Source organism: Syntrophales bacterium (assembly GCA_030655775.1).
Lineage (GTDB): Bacteria > Desulfobacterota > Syntrophia > Syntrophales > JADFWA01 > JAUSPI01.
The window spans coordinates 17,475-36,753 of record JAUSPI010000096.1 but is presented as its reverse complement, the minus strand read 5'-3'; the positions used below and the strand labels follow the sequence as shown (position 1 = coordinate 36,753).

Annotated in this window: 18 protein-coding genes and 1 tRNA gene; 12 read left to right on the top strand and 7 right to left on the bottom strand. The window is 45.1% G+C overall.

All coding sequences use genetic code 11. The features are described 5' to 3' along the window. Nucleotides 1–520: 520 nt before the first annotated feature. Entirely contained in the window at nt 521–790 is a 270-nt protein-coding gene (locus tag Q7J27_04990; GenBank protein MDO9528501.1) for a winged helix-turn-helix domain-containing protein, read from the top strand. Between the two features lie 138 nt (nt 791–928). Continuing rightward, nucleotides 929–1,978 carry a dihydrodipicolinate synthase family protein gene (locus tag Q7J27_04985; GenBank protein ID MDO9528500.1) on the top strand — a complete coding sequence of 350 codons (1,050 nt, stop codon included), beginning with the start codon at nt 929–931 and terminating at the stop codon, nt 1,976–1,978. Nucleotides 1,979–2,030: 52 nt separating this feature from the next. Here the strand turns inward: Q7J27_04985 and Q7J27_04980 are convergent. The 7 genes from Q7J27_04980 to ispG form a co-directional block, all read right to left on the bottom strand. After that, a tRNA-Pro gene (locus Q7J27_04980) sits at nt 2,031–2,107 on the bottom strand. 30 nt (nt 2,108–2,137) lie between these two features. Next, the gene (locus Q7J27_04975; GenBank protein MDO9528499.1) at nt 2,138–2,728 is read right to left on the bottom strand and encodes an XTP/dITP diphosphatase; all 591 of its coding nucleotides are present in this window, start codon (nt 2,726–2,728) and stop codon (nt 2,138–2,140) included. A gap of 52 nt (nt 2,729–2,780) precedes the next feature. Then, on the bottom strand, nt 2,781–3,506 hold the full coding sequence (gene rph, locus Q7J27_04970; protein ID MDO9528498.1) for a ribonuclease PH: 726 nt from the start codon (nt 3,504–3,506) through the stop codon (nt 2,781–2,783). 116 nt (nt 3,507–3,622) lie between these two features. Then, a complete protein-coding gene (locus Q7J27_04965) occupies nt 3,623–4,321 on the bottom strand; it encodes an N-acetylmuramoyl-L-alanine amidase (protein MDO9528497.1) in 699 nt (232 codons plus the stop codon). 123 nt (nt 4,322–4,444) lie between these two features. After that, nucleotides 4,445–6,625, bottom strand: coding sequence for a bifunctional (p)ppGpp synthetase/guanosine-3',5'-bis(diphosphate) 3'-pyrophosphohydrolase (locus tag Q7J27_04960; protein MDO9528496.1), 2,181 nt, complete (start codon nt 6,623–6,625; stop codon nt 4,445–4,447). A 2-nt stretch (nt 6,626–6,627) separates the two neighbouring features. Next, complete coding sequence (locus tag Q7J27_04955; GenBank protein ID MDO9528495.1) at nt 6,628–8,424, bottom strand: proline--tRNA ligase; 1,797 nt, start codon at nt 8,422–8,424, stop codon at nt 6,628–6,630. Nucleotides 8,425–8,567: 143 nt separating this feature from the next. Continuing rightward, entirely contained in the window at nt 8,568–9,632 is a 1,065-nt protein-coding gene (gene ispG, locus Q7J27_04950) for a flavodoxin-dependent (E)-4-hydroxy-3-methylbut-2-enyl-diphosphate synthase (GenBank protein MDO9528494.1), read from the bottom strand. Nucleotides 9,633–10,054: 422 nt separating this feature from the next. Here ispG and Q7J27_04945 point away from each other — a divergent pair, with 422 nt between their 5' ends. The 10 genes from Q7J27_04945 (at nt 10,055) to Q7J27_04900 (ending at nt 18,829) form a co-directional block, all read left to right on the top strand. Beyond that, a complete protein-coding gene (locus tag Q7J27_04945) occupies nt 10,055–10,837 on the top strand; it encodes an SDR family oxidoreductase (GenBank protein ID MDO9528493.1) in 783 nt (260 codons plus the stop codon). A gap of 211 nt (nt 10,838–11,048) precedes the next feature. Next, complete coding sequence (locus Q7J27_04940) at nt 11,049–11,465, top strand: peptidylprolyl isomerase (GenBank protein MDO9528492.1); 417 nt, start codon at nt 11,049–11,051, stop codon at nt 11,463–11,465. 33 nt (nt 11,466–11,498) lie between these two features. Continuing rightward, nucleotides 11,499–11,924, top strand: coding sequence for a cupin domain-containing protein (locus Q7J27_04935; GenBank protein ID MDO9528491.1), 426 nt, complete (start codon nt 11,499–11,501; stop codon nt 11,922–11,924). A gap of 407 nt (nt 11,925–12,331) precedes the next feature. Then, entirely contained in the window at nt 12,332–12,853 is a 522-nt protein-coding gene (locus Q7J27_04930; protein MDO9528490.1) for a hypothetical protein, read from the top strand. A gap of 47 nt (nt 12,854–12,900) precedes the next feature. Beyond that, on the top strand, nt 12,901–13,737 hold the full coding sequence (locus Q7J27_04925; GenBank protein ID MDO9528489.1) for a hypothetical protein: 837 nt from the start codon (nt 12,901–12,903) through the stop codon (nt 13,735–13,737). 292 nt (nt 13,738–14,029) lie between these two features. Further along, complete coding sequence (locus tag Q7J27_04920; GenBank protein MDO9528488.1) at nt 14,030–14,644, top strand: carbonic anhydrase; 615 nt, start codon at nt 14,030–14,032, stop codon at nt 14,642–14,644. Between the two features lie 48 nt (nt 14,645–14,692). Then, nucleotides 14,693–15,808: a phytase gene (locus Q7J27_04915; GenBank protein ID MDO9528487.1), complete on the top strand. Its 1,116-nt coding sequence runs from the start codon at nt 14,693–14,695 to the stop codon at nt 15,806–15,808. Nucleotides 15,809–15,816: 8 nt separating this feature from the next. Continuing rightward, nucleotides 15,817–17,433, top strand: a complete 1,617-nt coding sequence (locus tag Q7J27_04910) for a hypothetical protein (protein MDO9528486.1) — start codon at nt 15,817–15,819, stop codon at nt 17,431–17,433. Nucleotides 17,434–17,487: 54 nt separating this feature from the next. Next, nucleotides 17,488–17,943 carry a thioredoxin family protein gene (locus Q7J27_04905; protein ID MDO9528485.1) on the top strand — a complete coding sequence of 152 codons (456 nt, stop codon included), beginning with the start codon at nt 17,488–17,490 and terminating at the stop codon, nt 17,941–17,943. A 43-nt stretch (nt 17,944–17,986) separates the two neighbouring features. After that, on the top strand, nt 17,987–18,829 hold the full coding sequence (locus Q7J27_04900; protein ID MDO9528484.1) for a Sir2 family NAD-dependent protein deacetylase: 843 nt from the start codon (nt 17,987–17,989) through the stop codon (nt 18,827–18,829). Nucleotides 18,830–19,279: the final 450 nt, after the last annotated feature.

Here is a 19,279-nt window from a genome sequence, read left to right as displayed (position 1 = left end):
TTGCCAGGGGCATGAATTTAACGGAAATGAAATTGAGAACCAAAATACCTTTCAGTGTATACAAATAATCTGCCTATTTATGCTTATATTTTCGTTATGTTATACACGTTTATGCCCATGTGCTTAATAAACTCACGCTAGAAGATTAGATGTTGCATTTACTCAGCAAGACCAGCAAATAAACGGTTGTTGGATTGCAATGCCGCTTGCCTTATCGGGTTCTTTAAGAAGAAATCAAGCATATCTATTACCGGGGGATTACGAAGTTGAGATAAGAGTGGGATGCGAAAACGGAAAAAGCGACAAAAAGAAGTTTAGAGTCACATCTCCCGATATTTGGGAAAACTTAGATTTCGATATACTATAAAGTACAAGGGGTCAAGCCTGCCCTTGACTCATTTGCTGCAATTTATTGATTGCCAGAAAACAACGACAAAAAAGGAACCCAACAAGGCTCTAAAGATTGTCTTGCAGAGTCGCCCGCAAGCAGCTTAACTTTATTAAAAAGTAGGAAAGTGAAATGAATGTATGGGAGATCGCCATATTGAGAAGTATTGAAGCGAGAGGTGGATCCGGCAATACAAAGGAGATATACGCAGAGTTAGAGAGCGGCAAATTCATCACCTTGAATGAAAATGACTTGAGAGAAACGGTCTACGGAGGCCGACCGGCATACCAACATCAGGTGAGAAGCCATCTATCTAATATGCGACAAGCAGGTGACCTTCGGCGCGTTAAACGAGGAACATATGCTTTGACGGAAAAAGGACTCCAAAGAGTGAGGAGTTAAGTCTACGTTTGACCCATTGAAGAAAAGTGTCTGAGAGGGACACATCTTAAATCTTAAATACTGATGATAATGGGGTACAGGCAAACATGCCTGAATAACCACCTTGATAATTGTCACCGATCCTGAAAGGAGATTTTCATGGATAGCATTTCAGAGATGCGGAAAAAAATCATTGCGGGGCTCTTTCCCGCCGGCGTCCCCCGTTTGTGGTGCCCGCTGCTGACGCACTATCGCGATGACGGCAGCATCGATTTTGACCGCATGTCCAGCCATTTCAGCCATATAGCCCCTGCGGTAAAAGGCTATCTTGTCCCCGGATCAACCGGTGATGGGTGGGTGCTGGATGATAAGCAGACGCTTGATGTTTCGGATTTCGCCGTCCGGCAGGCTCAAAAATATGGCATCCATCTCCTGCTCGGTGTTTTGAAGAGCGAGACCGAAATCATGATCCGAACAATTTCGGACATACTTGGAGTGGATGTGCGTAAGCAAAGCCCCGATGAAGTGACCCGTATTCTCAAGGATAAACATATCTGCGGTTTCACCGTTTGCCCTCCAGCGGGCAAGACGCTGACGCAGTCTGAAATCACGGCCGGGCTTTCCGCGATTCTCGATCTTGGACTCCCGACGGCCCTGTATCAACTACCCCAGGTGACGGAAAACGAAATGGAGCCGGCGACGTTTGCGGGGCTCGGGCAGCGCTATGCCAATGTAATCCTCTTCAAGGACTCGAGCGGCCAGGATCGCATTGCTCTATCCGATTTAGACAAGGAAGGGATCTTCATGGTTCGAGGCGCCGAGGGCGACTATGCGAAATGGCTAAAAGACGTCACCGGCCCGTACGACGGCTTTCTGCTAAGTACAGCCAACTGTTTTGCACGGGAACTCAATACGCTGATCGAAAGGCTCGAAAGCGGTGACAGGGAGGCGGCGGGAGAAATTTCCGACCGGCTCACCACCGCCGTCAACGCGGTCTTTGCCCTTGTAGAGCCACTGACCTACGGTAATCCATTCACCAATGCCAACAAGGCCATCGATCATTTCTTTGCCTTCGGACCTGACGCGATAGCGGCCTACGGGCCGATGCTGCACGGAAAGGTTCGGCTCCCCGCCGATATTATAGGGGCAACGGGGGACATTCTCGTCCAATGCCGTCTGATGCCGGGAAAGGGATACCTCGAAGGCTAAAGCAGACAAAAAAAGGTGCTGTAAATAACAGCACCTGATCGGTTGATATAAATGGTCGGGGTGGCAGGATTTGAACCTGCGACATCATGCTCCCAAAGCATGCGCGCTGCCAGGCTGCGCCACACCCCGACGAAGTTGAGAGTCTACTAACCAAGACATTCAGGCCTTAACCCATTTTTCCAAACTTTTTTTAAGCTCATTCAGGGCCTTCGCCCTGTGGCTCATTGTATTTTTCATTTCCGGGGAAAGCTGAGCGACGGTCATACCACATTCAGCTACTACAAATACCGGATCATAGCCGAATCCGGCTGTTCCTGCCGGTTCATGGCCGATCTTTCCGCTCCATTTCCCCTCAAACGACTCAAAAGTTCCGTCCGGCCGATAGAGAACAAGTGCACACACAAAAGAAGCATCTCTCTTGTTTATCGGGACACCCTTCAATTCTTCGAGAAGCTTTTCAATATTGTTCTCATCCGTCGCATCGGGACCGGCATACCTCGAAGAACAAACACCCGGTCTCCCTCCGAGAAAATCGACCTCAAGACCGGAATCATCTGCAAGAACAATTTCACCGGTATATTCAGAAACCGCTTTCGCCTTCTTTAGCGCATTTTCAAAGAATGTCTTCCCATCCTCTACAATTTCAGGCAGATCCGGATACTCATCAAGGGAAATAAATTTGACATTGAACCCTTCAAGCATTGCTTTAAGTTCTCTTATTTTTCCCTTGTTTTTTGTGGCAAAAACAATTCTTGTCAGTTTGATTCCTCTAATTCTAATTTCAGGTTCGGGGGTTAGGTTTTTAGTCTAAATCTCCCAGTAGCTCCATCTGTTTTTTAGTAAGATCAGCAATGCCCTTGGTGGCAAGGTCTGTCATCTCATCCAATAAATTCCGGGCAAAGGGAAACTCCTCGGCAGTCCCCTGAACCTCTATAATAAGGCCGCCTTTTGTCATAACAAAATTCATATCTACCTGGGCTGCTGAATCTTCTTCATATTCTAAATCGAGGAGGAGCTCACCATCCACGATCCCGACACTGACAGCAGAAACAAAATCCCTGACAGGAATTCTATCAACTATTCCTTCCTCTTTCCATCTGCGAAATGCGTCTATCAGGGCAACAAAGGCGCCGGTAATTGATATTGTTCTTGTCCCGCCGTCTGCCTGGATGACATCACAGTCGATGTATATCGTTTTCTCACCAAAAGAATTCAAATCGGTAACCGCTCGAAGAGATCGTCCAATCAATCTCTGAATCTCATGAGTCCTTCCGCCTATTCTGCCTCTGGTAGATTCTCTGGTGTTTCTTGTCTGTGTGGATGTGGGAAACATAGAATACTCGGCAGTCAACCAGCCTTTTCCTGAATTCTTCAAAAATGGGGGCACCCTGTCTTCCATCGTTGCAGTGCACAGAACAATGGTATCCCCCATCTCAATGAGTACGGATCCTTCCGGATACTTCAGGAAATCTCTCGTGATCCTTACATCCCGAATCTCATTCCACTTGCGTCCGTCGGCCCTTAGCATTATCTCTCCTAAATTAAAACGCTATCGGCTAAAGCCGGATAGTCTGAGGCACAAAGGCACATAGTTGCAAAGGCACAAAGTGATTTCTCTTCTTTCTTTGTGCCTTTGTGCCTTTGTCACTTTGCGCCTGTATATTTAAAGAATTCCTCTACGCTCTTAGCAAGTGCCCTTGCAATAGATTTTTGTGTAGCTTTATCCAGTAATTTCTTTTTATCTTTGGTATTTGTGGCAAAACCAATCTCCAGAACAACCGCCGGAACAGTCAAACCCTCAAGAACAAGAATAGGTGCACTTCGAAGCCCTCTATCCTTCCGTGAAAATATTTTACCCATATTTTTCTGAATAATCTGAGCAAATTTAACGCCTTCATTAAGATATTCCGTTGTAACCATATCTTTCAGAATTTCATTAGAAGTGTTTTTGCCTGTAGCGGAATCAAAACCGGGGAAATACACCTCAAACCCGCTTGATTTCCTTCCGAAACCTGCATTTATATGCAAACTGATAAATACATCAGTACCCGCTTTTTTTGCAATTTTAACCCTATCTGAAATAGAAACATTCTCATTGGTTGTTCTTGTAAGCAAAACTTTTATGTTTTTTGATCTATCCAGATCCTTTTTCAGCAACCTGGCAATTGCAAGGGTTACATCTTTTTCAGACACATTTTCAGATAAACTTACACCTTTATCTCGACCTCCGTGCGCCGGATCCACAACAACGATATGACTGCTCTTCGCTAAAGCGCCTGTCACCGGAAAGATTAAAAATACCGATAAAACAAAAAATGTCATTCTGCAAAGTAGTTTATTCATCTTATATTATACTCTTCATCCTTTTGCGTCTGTGCTTCATATAGTAAGTCAAGAGCAACTGTCAATCATTAAACTGATTTTAGGCCAAATTTTTAGGCAGGTATCGTGGTGAGAGATTCGGGCTTAATGAATTCTTTTCTTTTCCGGCTTAATAAACGTCCCCCCCACCCTCTCAACAGACAATACACTCTTCAGTTTTTTGAGCTCTGAAACCAATTCCTTGAAGTGTTTCAGATCATTCACCTCTATTTCAAAATCGCAGGTTGCGGTCTTTTCCGGAGTCGTATCAATCTGGGCGTTATTTATATTAACATCTTTAGATGATATAACGGAACTGATTTCGGCCAGGAGTCCCTTTTTGTCACCGCAGTTGACTCTAATATGAACCGGGTATGCATGTTTCTCCTTGATGCTCCATTGAACATCAATCAATCTCTCAGAATCTATCTCCTGCACCATGGGACAATTTGCTATGTGAACGGAAATTCCCCTTCCCCTGGAAATGTAACCTACAATATTATCACCGGGCAAGGGATCACAGCACCTGGCAAACCTCACCATTACATCATCGATCCCGGTAATTGAAACTCCTGCAGCAGAGGGCTGTTTCGGTTTTTTCCTTACCTTTTCCAGGTCGACATCAACAGTTTTTCTTTCTTCCTCAGGCAAGAAACGGTGAGATATATACTTGGCAGACATTTTCCCGTAACCTACGCTCGCCATCAGATCATCAACTGTACTTATCGAATATTCCTTATAAATTTTCTTAATTTCATCAGATTTGAGAACCTGGCTTAACTTAAGCTTATGTTTTTTAAGCTCTTTTTCAAGGACATTTTTACCGATCTCGATGCTCCTTTTGCGCTCTTCGATCTTTATCCAGTCCTTTATCTTCGATATTGCTCTTGATGTAGCAACATATTTCAGCCAATCCTTACTTGGATGATGTCCCTGCTGGGTTATAATCTCTACGGTATCGCCATTTTGAAGTTTATATCTCAGGGGGACAATGCTTCTGTTGACCTTGGCTCCCGTACACTGATTGCCAACATCTGTATGAATGCTGTAAGCAAAATCTATAGGAGTGGCTCCTTTGGGAAAAGACTTTACATCACCACGAGGAGTAAAAACATAAACCTCATCCGGGAAAAGGGCAAGTTTCAGATTCGCCATAAACTCCCGGGGATCCTTGAGCTCCTGCTGAACCTCAAGTAGTTCTCGTATCTTCCCGATCTGATCTCCCTCACCCTCTTTAGGTAATACCCCCTCCTTATATCTCCAGTGAGCCGCTATGCCCTTTTCAGCCCACTCGTGCATCGCCATAGTCCTGATCTGGACCTCCACCCTTTCGCCGTACGGACCTATAACTGTTGTGTGGAGAGATTGATAATTATTCGCCTTGGGCATAGCGATATAATCCTTAAAGCGCCCGGGGACCGGTTTCCAGAGGGAATGAACAACGCTCAGCACCTCATAACATTCCTTTTCCCTATTGGAATCAAGTATTGTCCTGAAGGCCGTAAGATCATAGACCTCATCAAAACTTATATACTGCTCCTCCATCTTTTTGAATATACCGTAAAAATGCTTTGCTCTGCCCTCGACCTTACATTTCAGCCCGAAACTCGCCATCTCCTTTTGTATTATGGTTTTTACCTCTTCAGCATACTTTTTCCTCTTGTCTCTTCCTTTTACGACCAGCTTTGCCAGATCGTGGTACTCTTCGGGATAGAGGTATCTGAATGAAAGATCCTCCATCTCCGTTTTCATCCAGTTAATACCAAGGCGATTAGCCAGCGGCGCATATAACTCGAGAGTCTCTCTGGCGATAAACTGCTGCTTTTCCGGAGTCTGAAACTCGAGGGTCCTCATATTGTGAATCCTGTCTGCCAATTTAATAAGAAGTACCCTGATATCGGAAGACATCGCCAGAATCATCTTCCTGAAATTTTCTGCCTGCTGTTCCTCTCTGCTTCCAAAAGTTATTTTGCTTATCTTGGTCAGGCCGTCGACGAGGAAGGCAACTTCCTTTCCAAATGCCTCCTCTACTTGCTTAAGGGTCACCAGGGTATCCTCCACCGTGTCATGGAGCAAACCGGTCACTATGGCTGATGAATCCAGGTTCAGATCGACCAGGATTCCTGCCACTTCCAGAGGATGTCTGAGATAAGGTTCTCCGGACAGGCGAACCTGTCCCTTGTGGACAGAAGCGCAAAAAATATACGCCTTCTCTATCATCTCCAGATCAGCCGGAAAGAGATATTTCTGAGCCTTATCTGTGATGTCGGTTATACGTACCATCATTTTTATTCTGACTCCTGGCTCCCGACTCCTGACTCCTGTTTTCCAATTTCTTCCTGCACCCAATTTACGACAAACTCTTCTACTTCATCCAGTAAAAATATTTTAACCTCACCGGTCTTTCTGATCTTAACCTCTACCCTGCCCTCTGCAAGCTTCTTTGGACCGATGGTAATTCTGAGTGGAATCCCTATCAGATCGGCGTCGTTGAATTTCACTCCCGGTCTTTCGTCTCTATCATCGAGAATAGCTTCAATTCCCTTCCCCATGAGATTTTCATATAGTTTCTCGGCTGTCTTTAAAAGGTCATTATTTTTCACATTTACGGGCGTTATAATAACTTGAAAGGGAGCTATCGAAACAGGCCATATAATTCCGTTATCATCGTAATTCTGCTCGATGCTTGCCGCAGCCGTCCTCCCAATACCTATTCCATAACACCCCATAATCATATACTTCTCTTTACCATCTTTATCGAGGTAGGTAGCCCTCATTGCTTCGCTGTATTTTGTCCCCAATTTGAAGACATGACCCACCTCGATACCCCTCACAAACTTGAGAGGACTCTCACAGCGGGGGCATCTGTCCGTCTCCTTGACAAGCCTCAAATCGGCAAATTCCTTCACCTCAAAATCCCTGCCGATATTGGCATTCTTTACATGATAATTCTCTCTATTTGCTCCAACGACACAATTAGTCATATTTATAAAAGAATAGTCGGCGATAATCTTCGATTTTATGTTGATAGGTCCGGCAAACCCCCTGGGAGAACCGGTAACTTCTTTAATAATATCGTCAGTCGCCAGTTCAAGAGAATCACACTTTAGATAATTTCTAAGCTTTGCCTCGTTTACATCCTCATCTCCCTTTATAAGAACGGCAATCGGCGATCCATCAACCAGAAATATCAATGTCTTTACAATTTCCCGCGGAACAACATCGAGAAAAGCAGAAACTTCCTCGATCGTTCTCACCTCAGGGGTATACACTTCTTCAAGAGGTAAAAACCCTGATTTTTCAACTGCCGCTTTCTCCGGCATGGCGACTTCAGCTTTCTCCATATTTGCCGCATAGGTACAGAAACTGCAAAAAACCAGGCCATCCTCTCCCGAATCGGCAAGCACCATAAATTCATGAGAAAAACTGCCCCCTATGTTTCCGGTATCCGCTTCCACCGCCCTGAATTCAAGACCGCATCGGCTGAAAATTCTGCTGTAGGCTTCAAACATTTTATTATAACTTATCTCGGCGCCTTCTTCATCCGCATCGAAGCTGTAGGCATCCTTCATACTAAATTCCCGGCACCGCATGACCCCGAACCTCGGCCTTATCTCATCACGAAATTTTGTCTGTATCTGATAGAGATTTTTGGGAAGCTGGCGGTAGGTCTTTAGCTCATTGCGCACAAGATCGGTTATTACCTCCTCATGGGTCGGACCGATACAGAATTCTCTGTCATTGCGATCCTTGAACCGTAAAAGTTCTTTGCCATACTGCTGCCAGCGGCCGGATTCCTGCCAGAGTTCAGCCGGCTGGACGGCAGGAAGAAACACCTCCTGCGCGCCAAATCTGTTCATCTCTTCCCGTACAATCTGCTCCACCTTTCTGATTACCCTGTACCCCAGAGGAAGATAAGAATAAATTCCGCTGGTCAACTTTCTTATCATTCCAGACCGTAACATGAGCCTATGACTGACAACCTCTGCATCGGAAGGTATTTCCCTTTCCGTCGGCAAGAACATCTCAGAATAACGCATCGCTTCTCCTTCAACTGAAAAATAGATGGTCTCGTAAAAAGTCATGAAACCGATTCTTTGTCATCCTGAACTTGTTTCAGGATCTCACTTGTCTCAGGATCTAATTATTCCAATGATTGAGACCCTGAAATGAATTCAGGGTGACAAAACTTTTTACGAACCTGTCAAAATAGACGTGGTGCAGGGCTTTAGCCCCGCTTTAAAACTTCACTCTTTATCTCATCGAGTAATACATCAACAAATTCTTCTTCTCTTATCTTCCTTACTGCCTCGCCCTTTTTAAAAAGCATGCCAAAACCACGACCACCGGCAATACCTATGTCGGCTTCAGCCGCCTCCCCGGGCCCATTAACCACACACCCCATGATGGCGATCTTCAGATACTCCTTCATGCCGGCCAGTTTCTCTTCCACCTCTTCAACCAGCCTGAAAAGATCAATCTCGCAACGCCCGCAGGTCGGACAGGATATAATGTCCGGCCCTACCCTTCTGATATTCAATGCCCTGAGTATCTTATAGGCAACGTCCACCTCGGCTACAGGATCACCGGTTATAGAAACCCTGATGGTATCTCCAATTCCTTCATATAAAAGGAGCCCGATACCTATGGATGATTTGACACTGGAATTGACGATACTCCCCGCCTCAGTCACACCGAGATGTAGAGGATAATCTGTCTTTTCCGATATCAAACGATAGGACTCCACCATTGTGGGAACGTCCGATGACTTCAATGATACCTTGATGGAAGTAAAACCTATCTCCTCAAAGAGAGCGATATTATTGAGGGCGCTTTCCACCAGGGCTTCAGATGTCGGACCGCCATATTTTGACAGTACTTCTTTCTCAAGAGACCCCGCATTGATACCTATGCGGATCACTATATCTCTCTTACCGGCTTCTGAGATGACTTCTTTTATTTTATCCTTGCTGATATTACCGGGATTTATCCTGATTCCGTCAACCCCGTTTTTAATCGCTTCCAGAGCAAGCAGGTGATTGAAATGAATGTCCGCTATCAGGGGAACACTCATAGCTTTTCTGATATCCGCCAGAGCCTCGGCCGCCTCCCTGTCGGGGACGGCCACCCGTATTATTTCACAGCCAGCATCCTCAAGCCTTCTGATCTGGTCAACGGTTGCCTTGACATCCCTGGTATCGGTACACGTCATTGACTGAACAACAATGGGTGCATCACCGCCCACCTGGACATCGCCAACGTATATGGGTCGTGTCTTCTTTCTCTTTATCATCGGAGTCTGCGCCATTATGCTCAAAAATATAACATGAAGGTTAAAATGTAATCAATGAATAATTTGAGGAAAGGATAGATAATCCAACAAGGTAAGAAAGATATTGTGGAATTTCTTTTTGTTCCATATACTGCGGCTGTCGTTTCTTATAAAAATATATACCGCTTTATCCAGCTCATATACGTCTCTTCCCGACGAATTGAGCTGAACAGCGAGTGCATTATTCTTCGAATTACTTCGTTCCCCGCTGCTTGCGGCGGGGTTAGCGAGCGAATAAAATCAACAAATTTCCTTAACAGTCGGGGAGCTTCAATAATGCCTCTTCCGAATCTCCGAGCGGACCCGATTCGACTATTTAATAACGGTATATGATAAGTGGCTCGAAATACTCGCCACACTCGACCTTAGATGAGGAGGGTAAAATGGGACAACTTGATAATAAAACAGCGGTTATTACAGGGGGCGGCACGGGAATCGGCCGCGCCATAGCAAAACGTTTCCACGATGAGGGTGCGTTCGTAGCGATTGCGGGCAGGCGTAACGACAAATTAGTTGAGAGTTCGAAGGCGATCTCGCCCCACGGCGAACGCATTCTGAGCGTCCCGGCCGACATGACGGTTGAAGAGGATATCAAACGCCTGCTTTCTGTTGCCGCCGAAAAAACGGGCAGGATCGATATTCTCGTAAATAATGCCGGGGTTATGCGGTTCGGAAAGCTCGGTGAAACACCGATGTCCGACTGGGACCTGATGATGAAAACTAACACATGGGGGCCGTGGCGGCTTATAGTCCATGTCTTGCCCTACATGAAAAAGGCGGGAGGCGGCTCCATTATCAATATCTCCTCAATCGCCGGAATCAAGGCGTTTCCGGCTGCGGGCATCTACTGTGCGTCCAAGGCGGCACTGCAGGTAATATCGCAGACAGCCGCGATGGAGAATGCGCTGGATAACATCCGGGTTAACTGTATTCTTCCGGCACTTGTCGAAGATACAGAATTGGCCGCTCCTGCCGTGGGCAATGAGAACGTTCAGGAGTTCTGGGACACGTTCCGCTCTCTGCATCCGATGGGGAGAAATGGAAAACCCGACGACATCGCAGACGCCGCCCTTTTCTTTGCATCCGAACAGAGCTCCTGGATTACCGGCACACTGCTAAACGTTGACGGCGGCCGCCACATGGCCACTAACAGACCCACAGTATGATGCTTCTGCGCACTTCGGACTTTCTGTTATCGCTGATTTCTGGAGACCTGTGAGCCGTTGCGTGGGGTTGCAACTGCTAATAAGATTTGCTATCTTAAGCGGAATCATGAAAACTACTACAAATGGAATGGAGGAATCGAATATGTCTGATATGAAATGGAGCAGTCCGCCGGAGATGTAAATAGATCAAGAGAAGAAATACAAAGCACAAATCGAGACCAGCAAAGGGATTATCGAACTGGAGCTCTATCCTGAACATGCACCCAAAACAGTAAATAATTTTGTGTTCTTATCCAGGGAGGGGTTTTATAATGGAGTGTCCTTCCATCGGGTGATCAGTAATTTTGTTATCCAGGGAGGTGACCCGACGGGAACCGGCCGTGGCGGCCCGGGTTATCAATTTGGAGATGAGGTAAAGGGCAATCCCCTTATCCATGAGCGAGGTGTGATCTCTATGGCAAATTCCGGTCCGAACACGAATGGCAGTCAATTTTTTATAACACATTCGCCTCAGCCACATTTGAATGGGGGGCATACAGTCTTTGGGAAAGTAATACAGGGCTTAGAGGCTGTAGATACAATCCAGGAGGGCGATAAGATGGAGAAAGTAATCATTAGCGAAGAATAGGCCTCCTCGAATCGCCTCGTAATTGTGCTCTCAATGGAATTTTTATTCTTCTGCTTGTCAGCGGCACCGAGCTTCACGGCAGATGAAAAATTATTTTTGGAGGATGTCATGAAAGTAATGCCATATACCGAAGTTGAATCAACCTATTTTGACAACGATAAAATGAAAGGTGTCACTGCGCGCGTCGCCATCGGAAAGAATGATGGCGCGAAAAATTTCTGTATGCGTGTTTTTGAGATCTCCCCTGGAGGACATACGCCAGCGCATTCCCACGAATGGGAGCATGAAATGTTTGTTCACTCCGGGGAAGGCGAAATACTCACCAATGACCAATGGAAAAAGGTACAACGTGGCACTGTCATCTTTATGCCGGAAGGTGAAGAACATCAAATAAGAAATTCAGGGAAGGATTTGCTAATCGTTGTCTGTCTTATTCCATCGGGCGTTCCGGAATTATAAATGGGTAAAAGATGAAATGGTAACAATGATTCCGAATGACAGAAATTTGCTTCCGAAGATTTTGGAATTCTACTATCTAATCGACTAATCGCCAAGAGGGAATTATGATGATAACCAGATACATCATCGGAGGAATTGCAGGTGCCGTGATTGGCGGTATCATAGGATATGCCGGCAAGTGCTCCGGAAGCACCTGAGCCATGACTTCGAATCCCTGGACAGGGATTATTATCGGCGCAGTAATCGGGGCTTTAATTGTCTCTTCTACTATTTCCAGATAAGTAACTTACTTACTCAAACTACGAACCGCAGAAATGTCCAGGAATGTGCTCCACCGGAACGATATTCCTCGCCATCTGGTGATTACAGAAGATGTTCAGTTTTAATATAAACTAAAGGAGCTTTCTATGATTGATAGTCTTGTCGAGTTTGCTCTTCGTAATTTCACACTCACATTCCTGGTAATTGGCCTGCTCTGTTCCCTTGTTTCACTGGTAAAAAACACAAAACCACTGCATAAAAAAATCATCGTTGAGGCCATTTTCTCTTATTTTCTTCTCTTTAGCATTGGGATTGGTCATATCTATAATTTTGTTTGCCATGTCTTCTTTGCTGAAATGTCGGCTGCGTTCATCGGCTGGGGAAACAGTCCTTTTCAGTATGAAGTTGGTTTTGCTAGTTTGGGATTTGGAGTCGTGGGGTTAATCGCATTTCGAGCCGGACTTGGTTTCCGGGCCGCTGCGGTAACTGCACCGGCCTTTTTCCTCTGGGGTGCTGCCGGAGGACACGTCTACCAAATGGTTAAAGCCCATAACTTTTCTCCAGGAAATGCGGGTATCATCTTCTGGACTGACATTTTATTGCCTATAATAGGATTTATACTGCTGTACCATCAGTATAAATTAGAGAAAACCGAAACAGCCACGTAGCTTATAACATTCAAAACGTAACTTTCATGTAGAAGACGAACATACTTATGGTCCGAGCAAAGAATTGCCATGGGCAAAAAAATAAGGCACATTGCGGTTATTCCAATCCTTCACTAATAAGAAAAAAGTGCCGCGTACTTTCATTCTGTTTAGTTCTCCTCTTTCTGCTCACCTCCTGTGTGAGCATTTCAGGCCAGGCAAAGATTCGAAGTTCTCGCGAATCAGTCACAGTTTGGCCAAAGGCTTATAATGATGCTATCAAAGATGCCATCAATCCGGAGCCCGGTGAAATTGTCGACAATCTAACACCTATAGTCCAGGACAACCCGAAATTGGCATGGAAGGTTTTTGACGGTATTCCTCATGTCCTTATGATCTCTCTCGTCGGGGATATTTCCTATTACAAGGACAGCGTCGGCAAACGATACAACACTATGGATTATTATATCTGGGTTACCGCTGTTCCTGAGATACAAAAACTATGCAGGAAATATGATTTTGCCGGAAATGATCTGACAATGCGATTGCGCCAGCTTATCGGGCTTGCTCCCAATGCTAAAGTCGTCGCATTTGTAGAATTCTGGGTCAACCCCGAACACCTTTTTCGACCAGCCGCTGACAATGAAATTGATGATACCACTGCCGGCCTTATCCTCCCTGATAACACCGAGTCATGGTATCGCAAGTGGTTCAATGAACTGCGGGCTGCACAGTATTTCCAAAGTGAAAACCCAAGGCACGATGCATATCCATGGACACAGCTTGGTTACACGTATGACTGGGGAAACCCTGATTCAGAACAAGGATTGAGCGAGTTCGTTATCAAAACGAATTCAAAAGTTATTATCAATGCAATTTATGCTATTGATGCCTATTGCAATTAGGGCAATATATGATTTGATGGTCTCGTGAAAAGTCATAAACTGCACCATTTGTCATCCTGAACTTGTTTCAGGATCTCACTTGTTTCAGCATCTAATCATTTCAGTAAGTTAGAGACCCTGAAATAAATTCAGGGTGACAAAAAAAGACTTTTTACGAACTTGTGAAGCTCCCCGCCCACAGGGCGGGGCTTCCCGGCAAGGAATAATTTAATTATATTGCGCCCCTTGACCCCGCCTACAAGGCGGGGCTTGCGGGATGCGCTCCCGGTCAAAATAAATTATGGGGGAAACTATGCCTATTGACAAAGTATTATCCGGTTATCATCGATTCAAGGAGAAATTTGCAGCTGAGCAAGATGTGTTTGTTCGGTTAGCTGAAGAAGGCCAGAATCCCAAGGTGCTCTGGATAGGTTGCTCCGACTCGCGGATTATTCCGGAACAGATTACCGGAGCTGAGGCGGGGGAGTTGTTTGTGATGCGAAACATAGCCAACGTGGTGCCACCTTTTGGTACGACTGGCGATGCCGTAGGCGCAGTGATCGAATATGCAGTTCTGCACCTTGGCGTTCCACACATCGTGATATGCGGGCATACCGAGTGCGGAGGCATCAAGGCCCTGGATGAAGATATCGATATGGCGCGCGAACCACACATTGCTCGCTGGTTGGAACTGGCACGACCGGCGCGTGCCAGACTGGAGACTTCTGAAATACCAGAGGAAGAACGGCATCTGGAAATGATCAAGGCAAATGTATTGTTGCAGATAGAAAATCTCCAGACATACAGCTGCGTACGCGAGGCAGCAAGCAATGGTAAGTTGATAATTCACGGTTGGCTGTATGACTTGCATGCAGGTAATTTGATAGCCTACGATTATCACTCAGAAGAATGGAAACCATTAACCTAACCGGGTAACCAGAAAAAACTTCATAATTCCAAATGTTTAACAGACTCAATGAAGGCACTAAAAACCTTAAATTTCAGAAACGTTAAAGGTCTATTAGTTGTATTATTCTTTGTTGCAACCGTTTATTTTGCGACCACATGGTATCTCTTTCACCCTGAAAGTACCAATACAATAACACCAACGATGAAGCTGCTTGCGGAAGGTTCCATCGACCAGGATGATATGTGTATCTGGATTCATCCCACAGAATCTTCGAAGAGTACTATCATAACTGCGGACAAGGCAGCGGAAAAGATTTTTGTGTATGATCTTGAGGGTAGCGTTCTTCAGGTGTTATCAATGCCGAAACCCGGAAACATTGATGTGAGGTATGGTTTTCCGCTTGGAGGTAAAAAAGTAGATATAGTGGCATATCTGCAGCGAAAAAAAGGGGACAGGATCATTGTTTTCGCCATCGAACCGGAAACTCGCCAATTAAGAAGGGTCGATGACAACTCGATTGCCACGGGTGAAGGAGTCGGCGGTACGTTGTATCACAGTCAGAAAACAGATAAATTTTATTTTATAAAAACTACGGAGAATAAAGGCACCGGCGGGATTGAACAGTTTGAGTTGTTCGACGATGGTAAAGGTAAGATATCCGGAAGAAAAGTTCGCCAGTGGGATCTGGCAGGCTGTGAAGGTACCGTTGCTGACGATGAATCGTGTGCCCTTTACATTGCTCAGGAAGATACAGGTGTCTGGAAAGTCGGTGCTGAACCGGGTGATCCAACACCGGGAGAACTTATAATAAAAACCTGGAAGAACGGTTTGATGTTTGATGTAGAAGGTCTTACTATTTATAAATCACATGCCGGAGAAGGTTATTTGATGGTTTCAAATCAGTCACGAAATTCCGTTAAAGTCTATCAACTTGGAGGAGAAGATAAGTTCCTTGGAACCTTCCATATCGATGGTGCAATACATACGGATGGAATCGATGTGACTAATGTTTATCTTGGTACTCGGTTTCCCAAAGGTTTATTTGTTTGTCATACTGATCAGAAAGACAGCAACCGTTGCCCCGTTTTGGTGACACCCTGGGAATCGATTGCCAGGGTGTTAAACCTCAAAGCAGATGTATCATGGAATCCCCGGAGCGAAACATCAAACATTTCTAAATGAGGACAATTATGAAGAAACAAATTAAAATAAGTTTTTTTCTGTTCTTCTGCCTTTCCTCCTTGTTCCTGATTGTCACTTGTGTTTCCAAAAAACAGATTGCTACACCAGGACTCGCTCCTGTCATCTTTCCATCAAATAAAGAAGAGCTTCGCATTGAAGAGATGCACAGCCTAGTTTTCAGACAGCTCGGTGGTTACAAGGGGTCTGAGGCTTGTTACGCCTGTCACCAGAAAGAATACAGGGAAATAACCAACAGCTACCATGTGCATCAGGGACGAATCACGAAAGACGGCAAAATTGCTTACGATCCTTCAGAAGCTGTAGATACAGGTATGTACACTCGATGGTACCCGCTCTCCAATCTGGACCGGACGGCTGAGCCTGAGAAACACTGGCAGCAGATGGAAGCTATCTTCTGCGCACAGTGCCATCCCGGAGGCGGAGTATTAAAGCCGTACGGGATGGACGTTGACTGTCTTATATGCCACCAAAAGAGTGGTTACAAGGGCGGACAGGGCTTAGGCAAGTCACCTGCGGGTATGGATAAGTATGGTAAAATAGTATTGAGCAATGGCGCGCGTCTTTCCTCGTTGATGATGGCCGGGGCCAAGGTGGGTGGAAACATGAAAAAGCTTGATCTGTCCGACATCGCAGTAAAAGCTATGGAAGGGGTGGAACTTCGTGTCGGAAAGCCTGCCCCGGACAATTGTAATTTCTGCCACTGGCGGACAAACGGTAAGCGGGGCACCCGATACGGCCTGTTCAAGGGTAGCCCTACTGACGTTCATTATGCCGCCGGAATGAGGTGTCAGGAGTGTCACATTACAAAAAATCATCAGATTGGAAAAGGTAAAATACTCGATGCAATAGGCACACCTGAATTACGCGGAACCATGAAAACCTGTATGGACTGTCATGGCGATGAACCACATGAAGGTATAAACAAAGATGCTTTGAATGAACATTTACCTAAAATTACGTGCGAGGTCTGCCATATCCCGAAAACATACCCGGGTGCAAAACAAATCAACTGGCTCCCGGGAATGGATATGGAAAAAATGATGAAGCAATATCAGTGGATGATGCCGATTGCCAAGCTTTTTGGAATGGCGACACCTGAAAAGATGAACCAGCAAATAAACGATATGGTGGACTGCTACAAGTCCATGAAAAAGGCCGGGTTTAAGCCCGTATATGCCTGGTATAATCCTGATACGCTGTGCACTGAGATTCCACACCCAACAGGAAGTCGCGAAGATGATAACAGCCGTATTACGCCATTTTCAGTAGTTGAAACGATACTTTTTGATGACGGGACCACCCCTGAAGTCCTGGATGATCCTGACGGATATTCGAACGGGCACCCTGTCCCAAAAGCATTTGTGGCACGCGCCGGCGGTAAAGGAAAAAAGGACACCACGATAAAACAGATGCATCAATGGCAAAATGGACGCTATGATTCTGCCATAATAAGAAGGTCACCCATGTACTTCCAGCAGTTCCATAGTATCGCCCCCGCTAAAGACGCCTTAACCTGCAAGGATTGCCATATAAAAGCAGGCGGGCGACTGGATTTTAAATCCCTTGGTTACAGTTCGGAAGAAATTGAAGGTTTAACTAAATGATGCAAAATGATATTTTACGATCAATCAGTAAAACGACTCAAAGGAGTGTGCCCAATGAAAAAAGCTTTTATCATAGGTTTTCTCATCACAATTATTTTATCCTTTGGCATAGCAGCACAAGCCGAAAACTGGAATGAAGATTTTGAAAAAGCTTCATCAGAAGCAAAAACTTCAGGCAAATATCTTCTGCTTGACTTTAGCGGATCAGATTGGTGTTCCTGGTGCATGAAACTGGAGAAAGAAGTATTGAGCCATGAGGCCTTCAAAACATTCGCAAAAGAAAATTTAGTTTGCGTGTTGATTGACTTTCCCAGTAAAAAATACCAGAGCAAAAAGCGCAAGGAAGAAAATGGAAAGTTAATGGAAAAATTTAAAGTTCGCGGTTTTCCCACCATCATCATACTGAGTCCCGATGGAGAGTTATTAGGGACAACCGGTTACCGAAGAGGAGGAGCTGAAAAATACGTGGCTCATCTCAAAGAGACGATTAACAAACACAAAATGAAGTAAGTATATAACTGGCCTGATTGTATGGACGGGTGTGTTTACTCCAATGAAAATAAAAGAAGATATAAAAAAGGCCGCATTGGCGCTTAAAAATGCAGATACGGTTCTGATAACTGCAGGAGCAGGCATAGGCGTTGATTCAGGACTGCCCGATTTCAGGGGAAATAAAGGATTTTGGAAAGCTTACCCGCCGATTGCCAAACTGGAACTGTCGTTTAGTGAAATGGCAAATCCACGGTGGTTTCACAGCGACCCCCAATTAGCCTGGGCATTCTATGGGCACCGGTTAAATCTTTACAGAAAGACACAGCCGCATAAAGGTTTTACCCAGCTTCTGGAAATAGCTGAACAGAAAATCGGAGGTTATTTTGTCTTCACCTCTAATGTCGATGGACAATTCCAGAAAGCCGGTTATGGAAAAGACCGCATAGAAGAGTGCCACGGTTCAATTCATTATCTTCAATGCAGCAACGTTTGCAGTCATAAAATATGGGATGCGAACCGGACAGAAGTTGAAGTAGACGAGGATACGTTCAAGGCAGAAGAACCATTGCCCAAATGTGCAGACTGCGGCATGGTTGCCAGACCCAATATCCTGATGTTTGGCGACTGGAATTGGCTCCCCCACAGAACCGATGAACAGAGCCAGCAAATGAGAAAATGGTTAAAGAGAGTGCACGATGAAAAAATGAAATTAGTGGTGGTTGAAATGGGAGCAGGAGAATCTGTGCCAACCGTTCGGATGAAATCCGAATATATAGTCCAGATGCACGGCGGCACTCTAATCCGGATAAACCCTCGAGATTACTCGGTTCCTCCTCAACATATAGGAATACCGTTAGGCGGTGCAGAAGGAATAAAACAGATCTTTGAAAAAGTGACTGGCTAATTGCTGGGCTCCCCGCCCTGTGGGCGGGGAGCTTCACTTTTAAAATTAGGTACAAAAGAGATGTTTCACAACCATTTTATCTATAATATAATATTGATGGTCTCGTAAAAAGTCTTTTTTTGTCACCCTGAATTTATTTCAGGGTCTCTAACTTGCTGAAATAATTAGATGCTGAAACAAGTGAGATCCTGAAACAAGTTCAGGACGACAAATGGTGCAGTTTATGACTTTTTACGAGAACATCAATATTGGAGTTTAAATAAACGTTTTCCCCTAAAAAGAGAATCCGGGAAATCCAAGAAACGAAATGAGACGTTTGCATAACTACTTTTCTGGTCATTGCGAGGAGCAAAGCGACGTGGCAATCTATTTGTAATTACAGATAATTTGAGATTGCTTCACTGCGTTCGCAATGACATTGTGGGTATTATGCAAGGCTTTCATAAAACC

Bases quoted from the DNA above. Each gene is read 5' to 3' on its own strand.
- Q7J27_04990 (MDO9528501.1), top strand. From the start codon at position 521: ATGAATGTATGGGAGATCGCCATATTGAGAAGTATTGAAGCGAGAGGT.
- Q7J27_04985 (MDO9528500.1), top strand. From the start codon at position 929: ATGGATAGCATTTCAGAGATGCGGAAAAAAATCATTGCGGGGCTCTTT.
- rph (MDO9528498.1), bottom strand. From the start codon at position 3,506: ATGCTAAGGGCCGACGGACGCAAGTGGAATGAGATTCGGGATGTAAGG.
- Q7J27_04965 (MDO9528497.1), bottom strand. From the start codon at position 4,321: ATGAATAAACTACTTTGCAGAATGACATTTTTTGTTTTATCGGTATTT.
- Q7J27_04960 (MDO9528496.1), bottom strand. From the start codon at position 6,625: ATGATGGTACGTATAACCGACATCACAGATAAGGCTCAGAAATATCTC.
- Q7J27_04955 (MDO9528495.1), bottom strand. From the start codon at position 8,424: ATGACTTTTTACGAGACCATCTATTTTTCAGTTGAAGGAGAAGCGATG.
- ispG (MDO9528494.1), bottom strand. From the start codon at position 9,632: ATGATAAAGAGAAAGAAGACACGACCCATATACGTTGGCGATGTCCAG.
- Q7J27_04945 (MDO9528493.1), top strand. From the start codon at position 10,055: ATGGGACAACTTGATAATAAAACAGCGGTTATTACAGGGGGCGGCACG.
- Q7J27_04935 (MDO9528491.1), top strand. From the start codon at position 11,499: ATGGAATTTTTATTCTTCTGCTTGTCAGCGGCACCGAGCTTCACGGCA.
- Q7J27_04930 (MDO9528490.1), top strand. From the start codon at position 12,332: ATGATTGATAGTCTTGTCGAGTTTGCTCTTCGTAATTTCACACTCACA.
- Q7J27_04925 (MDO9528489.1), top strand. From the start codon at position 12,901: ATGGTCCGAGCAAAGAATTGCCATGGGCAAAAAAATAAGGCACATTGC.
- Q7J27_04920 (MDO9528488.1), top strand. From the start codon at position 14,030: ATGCCTATTGACAAAGTATTATCCGGTTATCATCGATTCAAGGAGAAA.
- Q7J27_04915 (MDO9528487.1), top strand. From the start codon at position 14,693: ATGAAGGCACTAAAAACCTTAAATTTCAGAAACGTTAAAGGTCTATTA.
- Q7J27_04910 (MDO9528486.1), top strand. From the start codon at position 15,817: ATGAAGAAACAAATTAAAATAAGTTTTTTTCTGTTCTTCTGCCTTTCC.
- Q7J27_04905 (MDO9528485.1), top strand. From the start codon at position 17,488: ATGAAAAAAGCTTTTATCATAGGTTTTCTCATCACAATTATTTTATCC.
- Q7J27_04900 (MDO9528484.1), top strand. From the start codon at position 17,987: ATGAAAATAAAAGAAGATATAAAAAAGGCCGCATTGGCGCTTAAAAAT.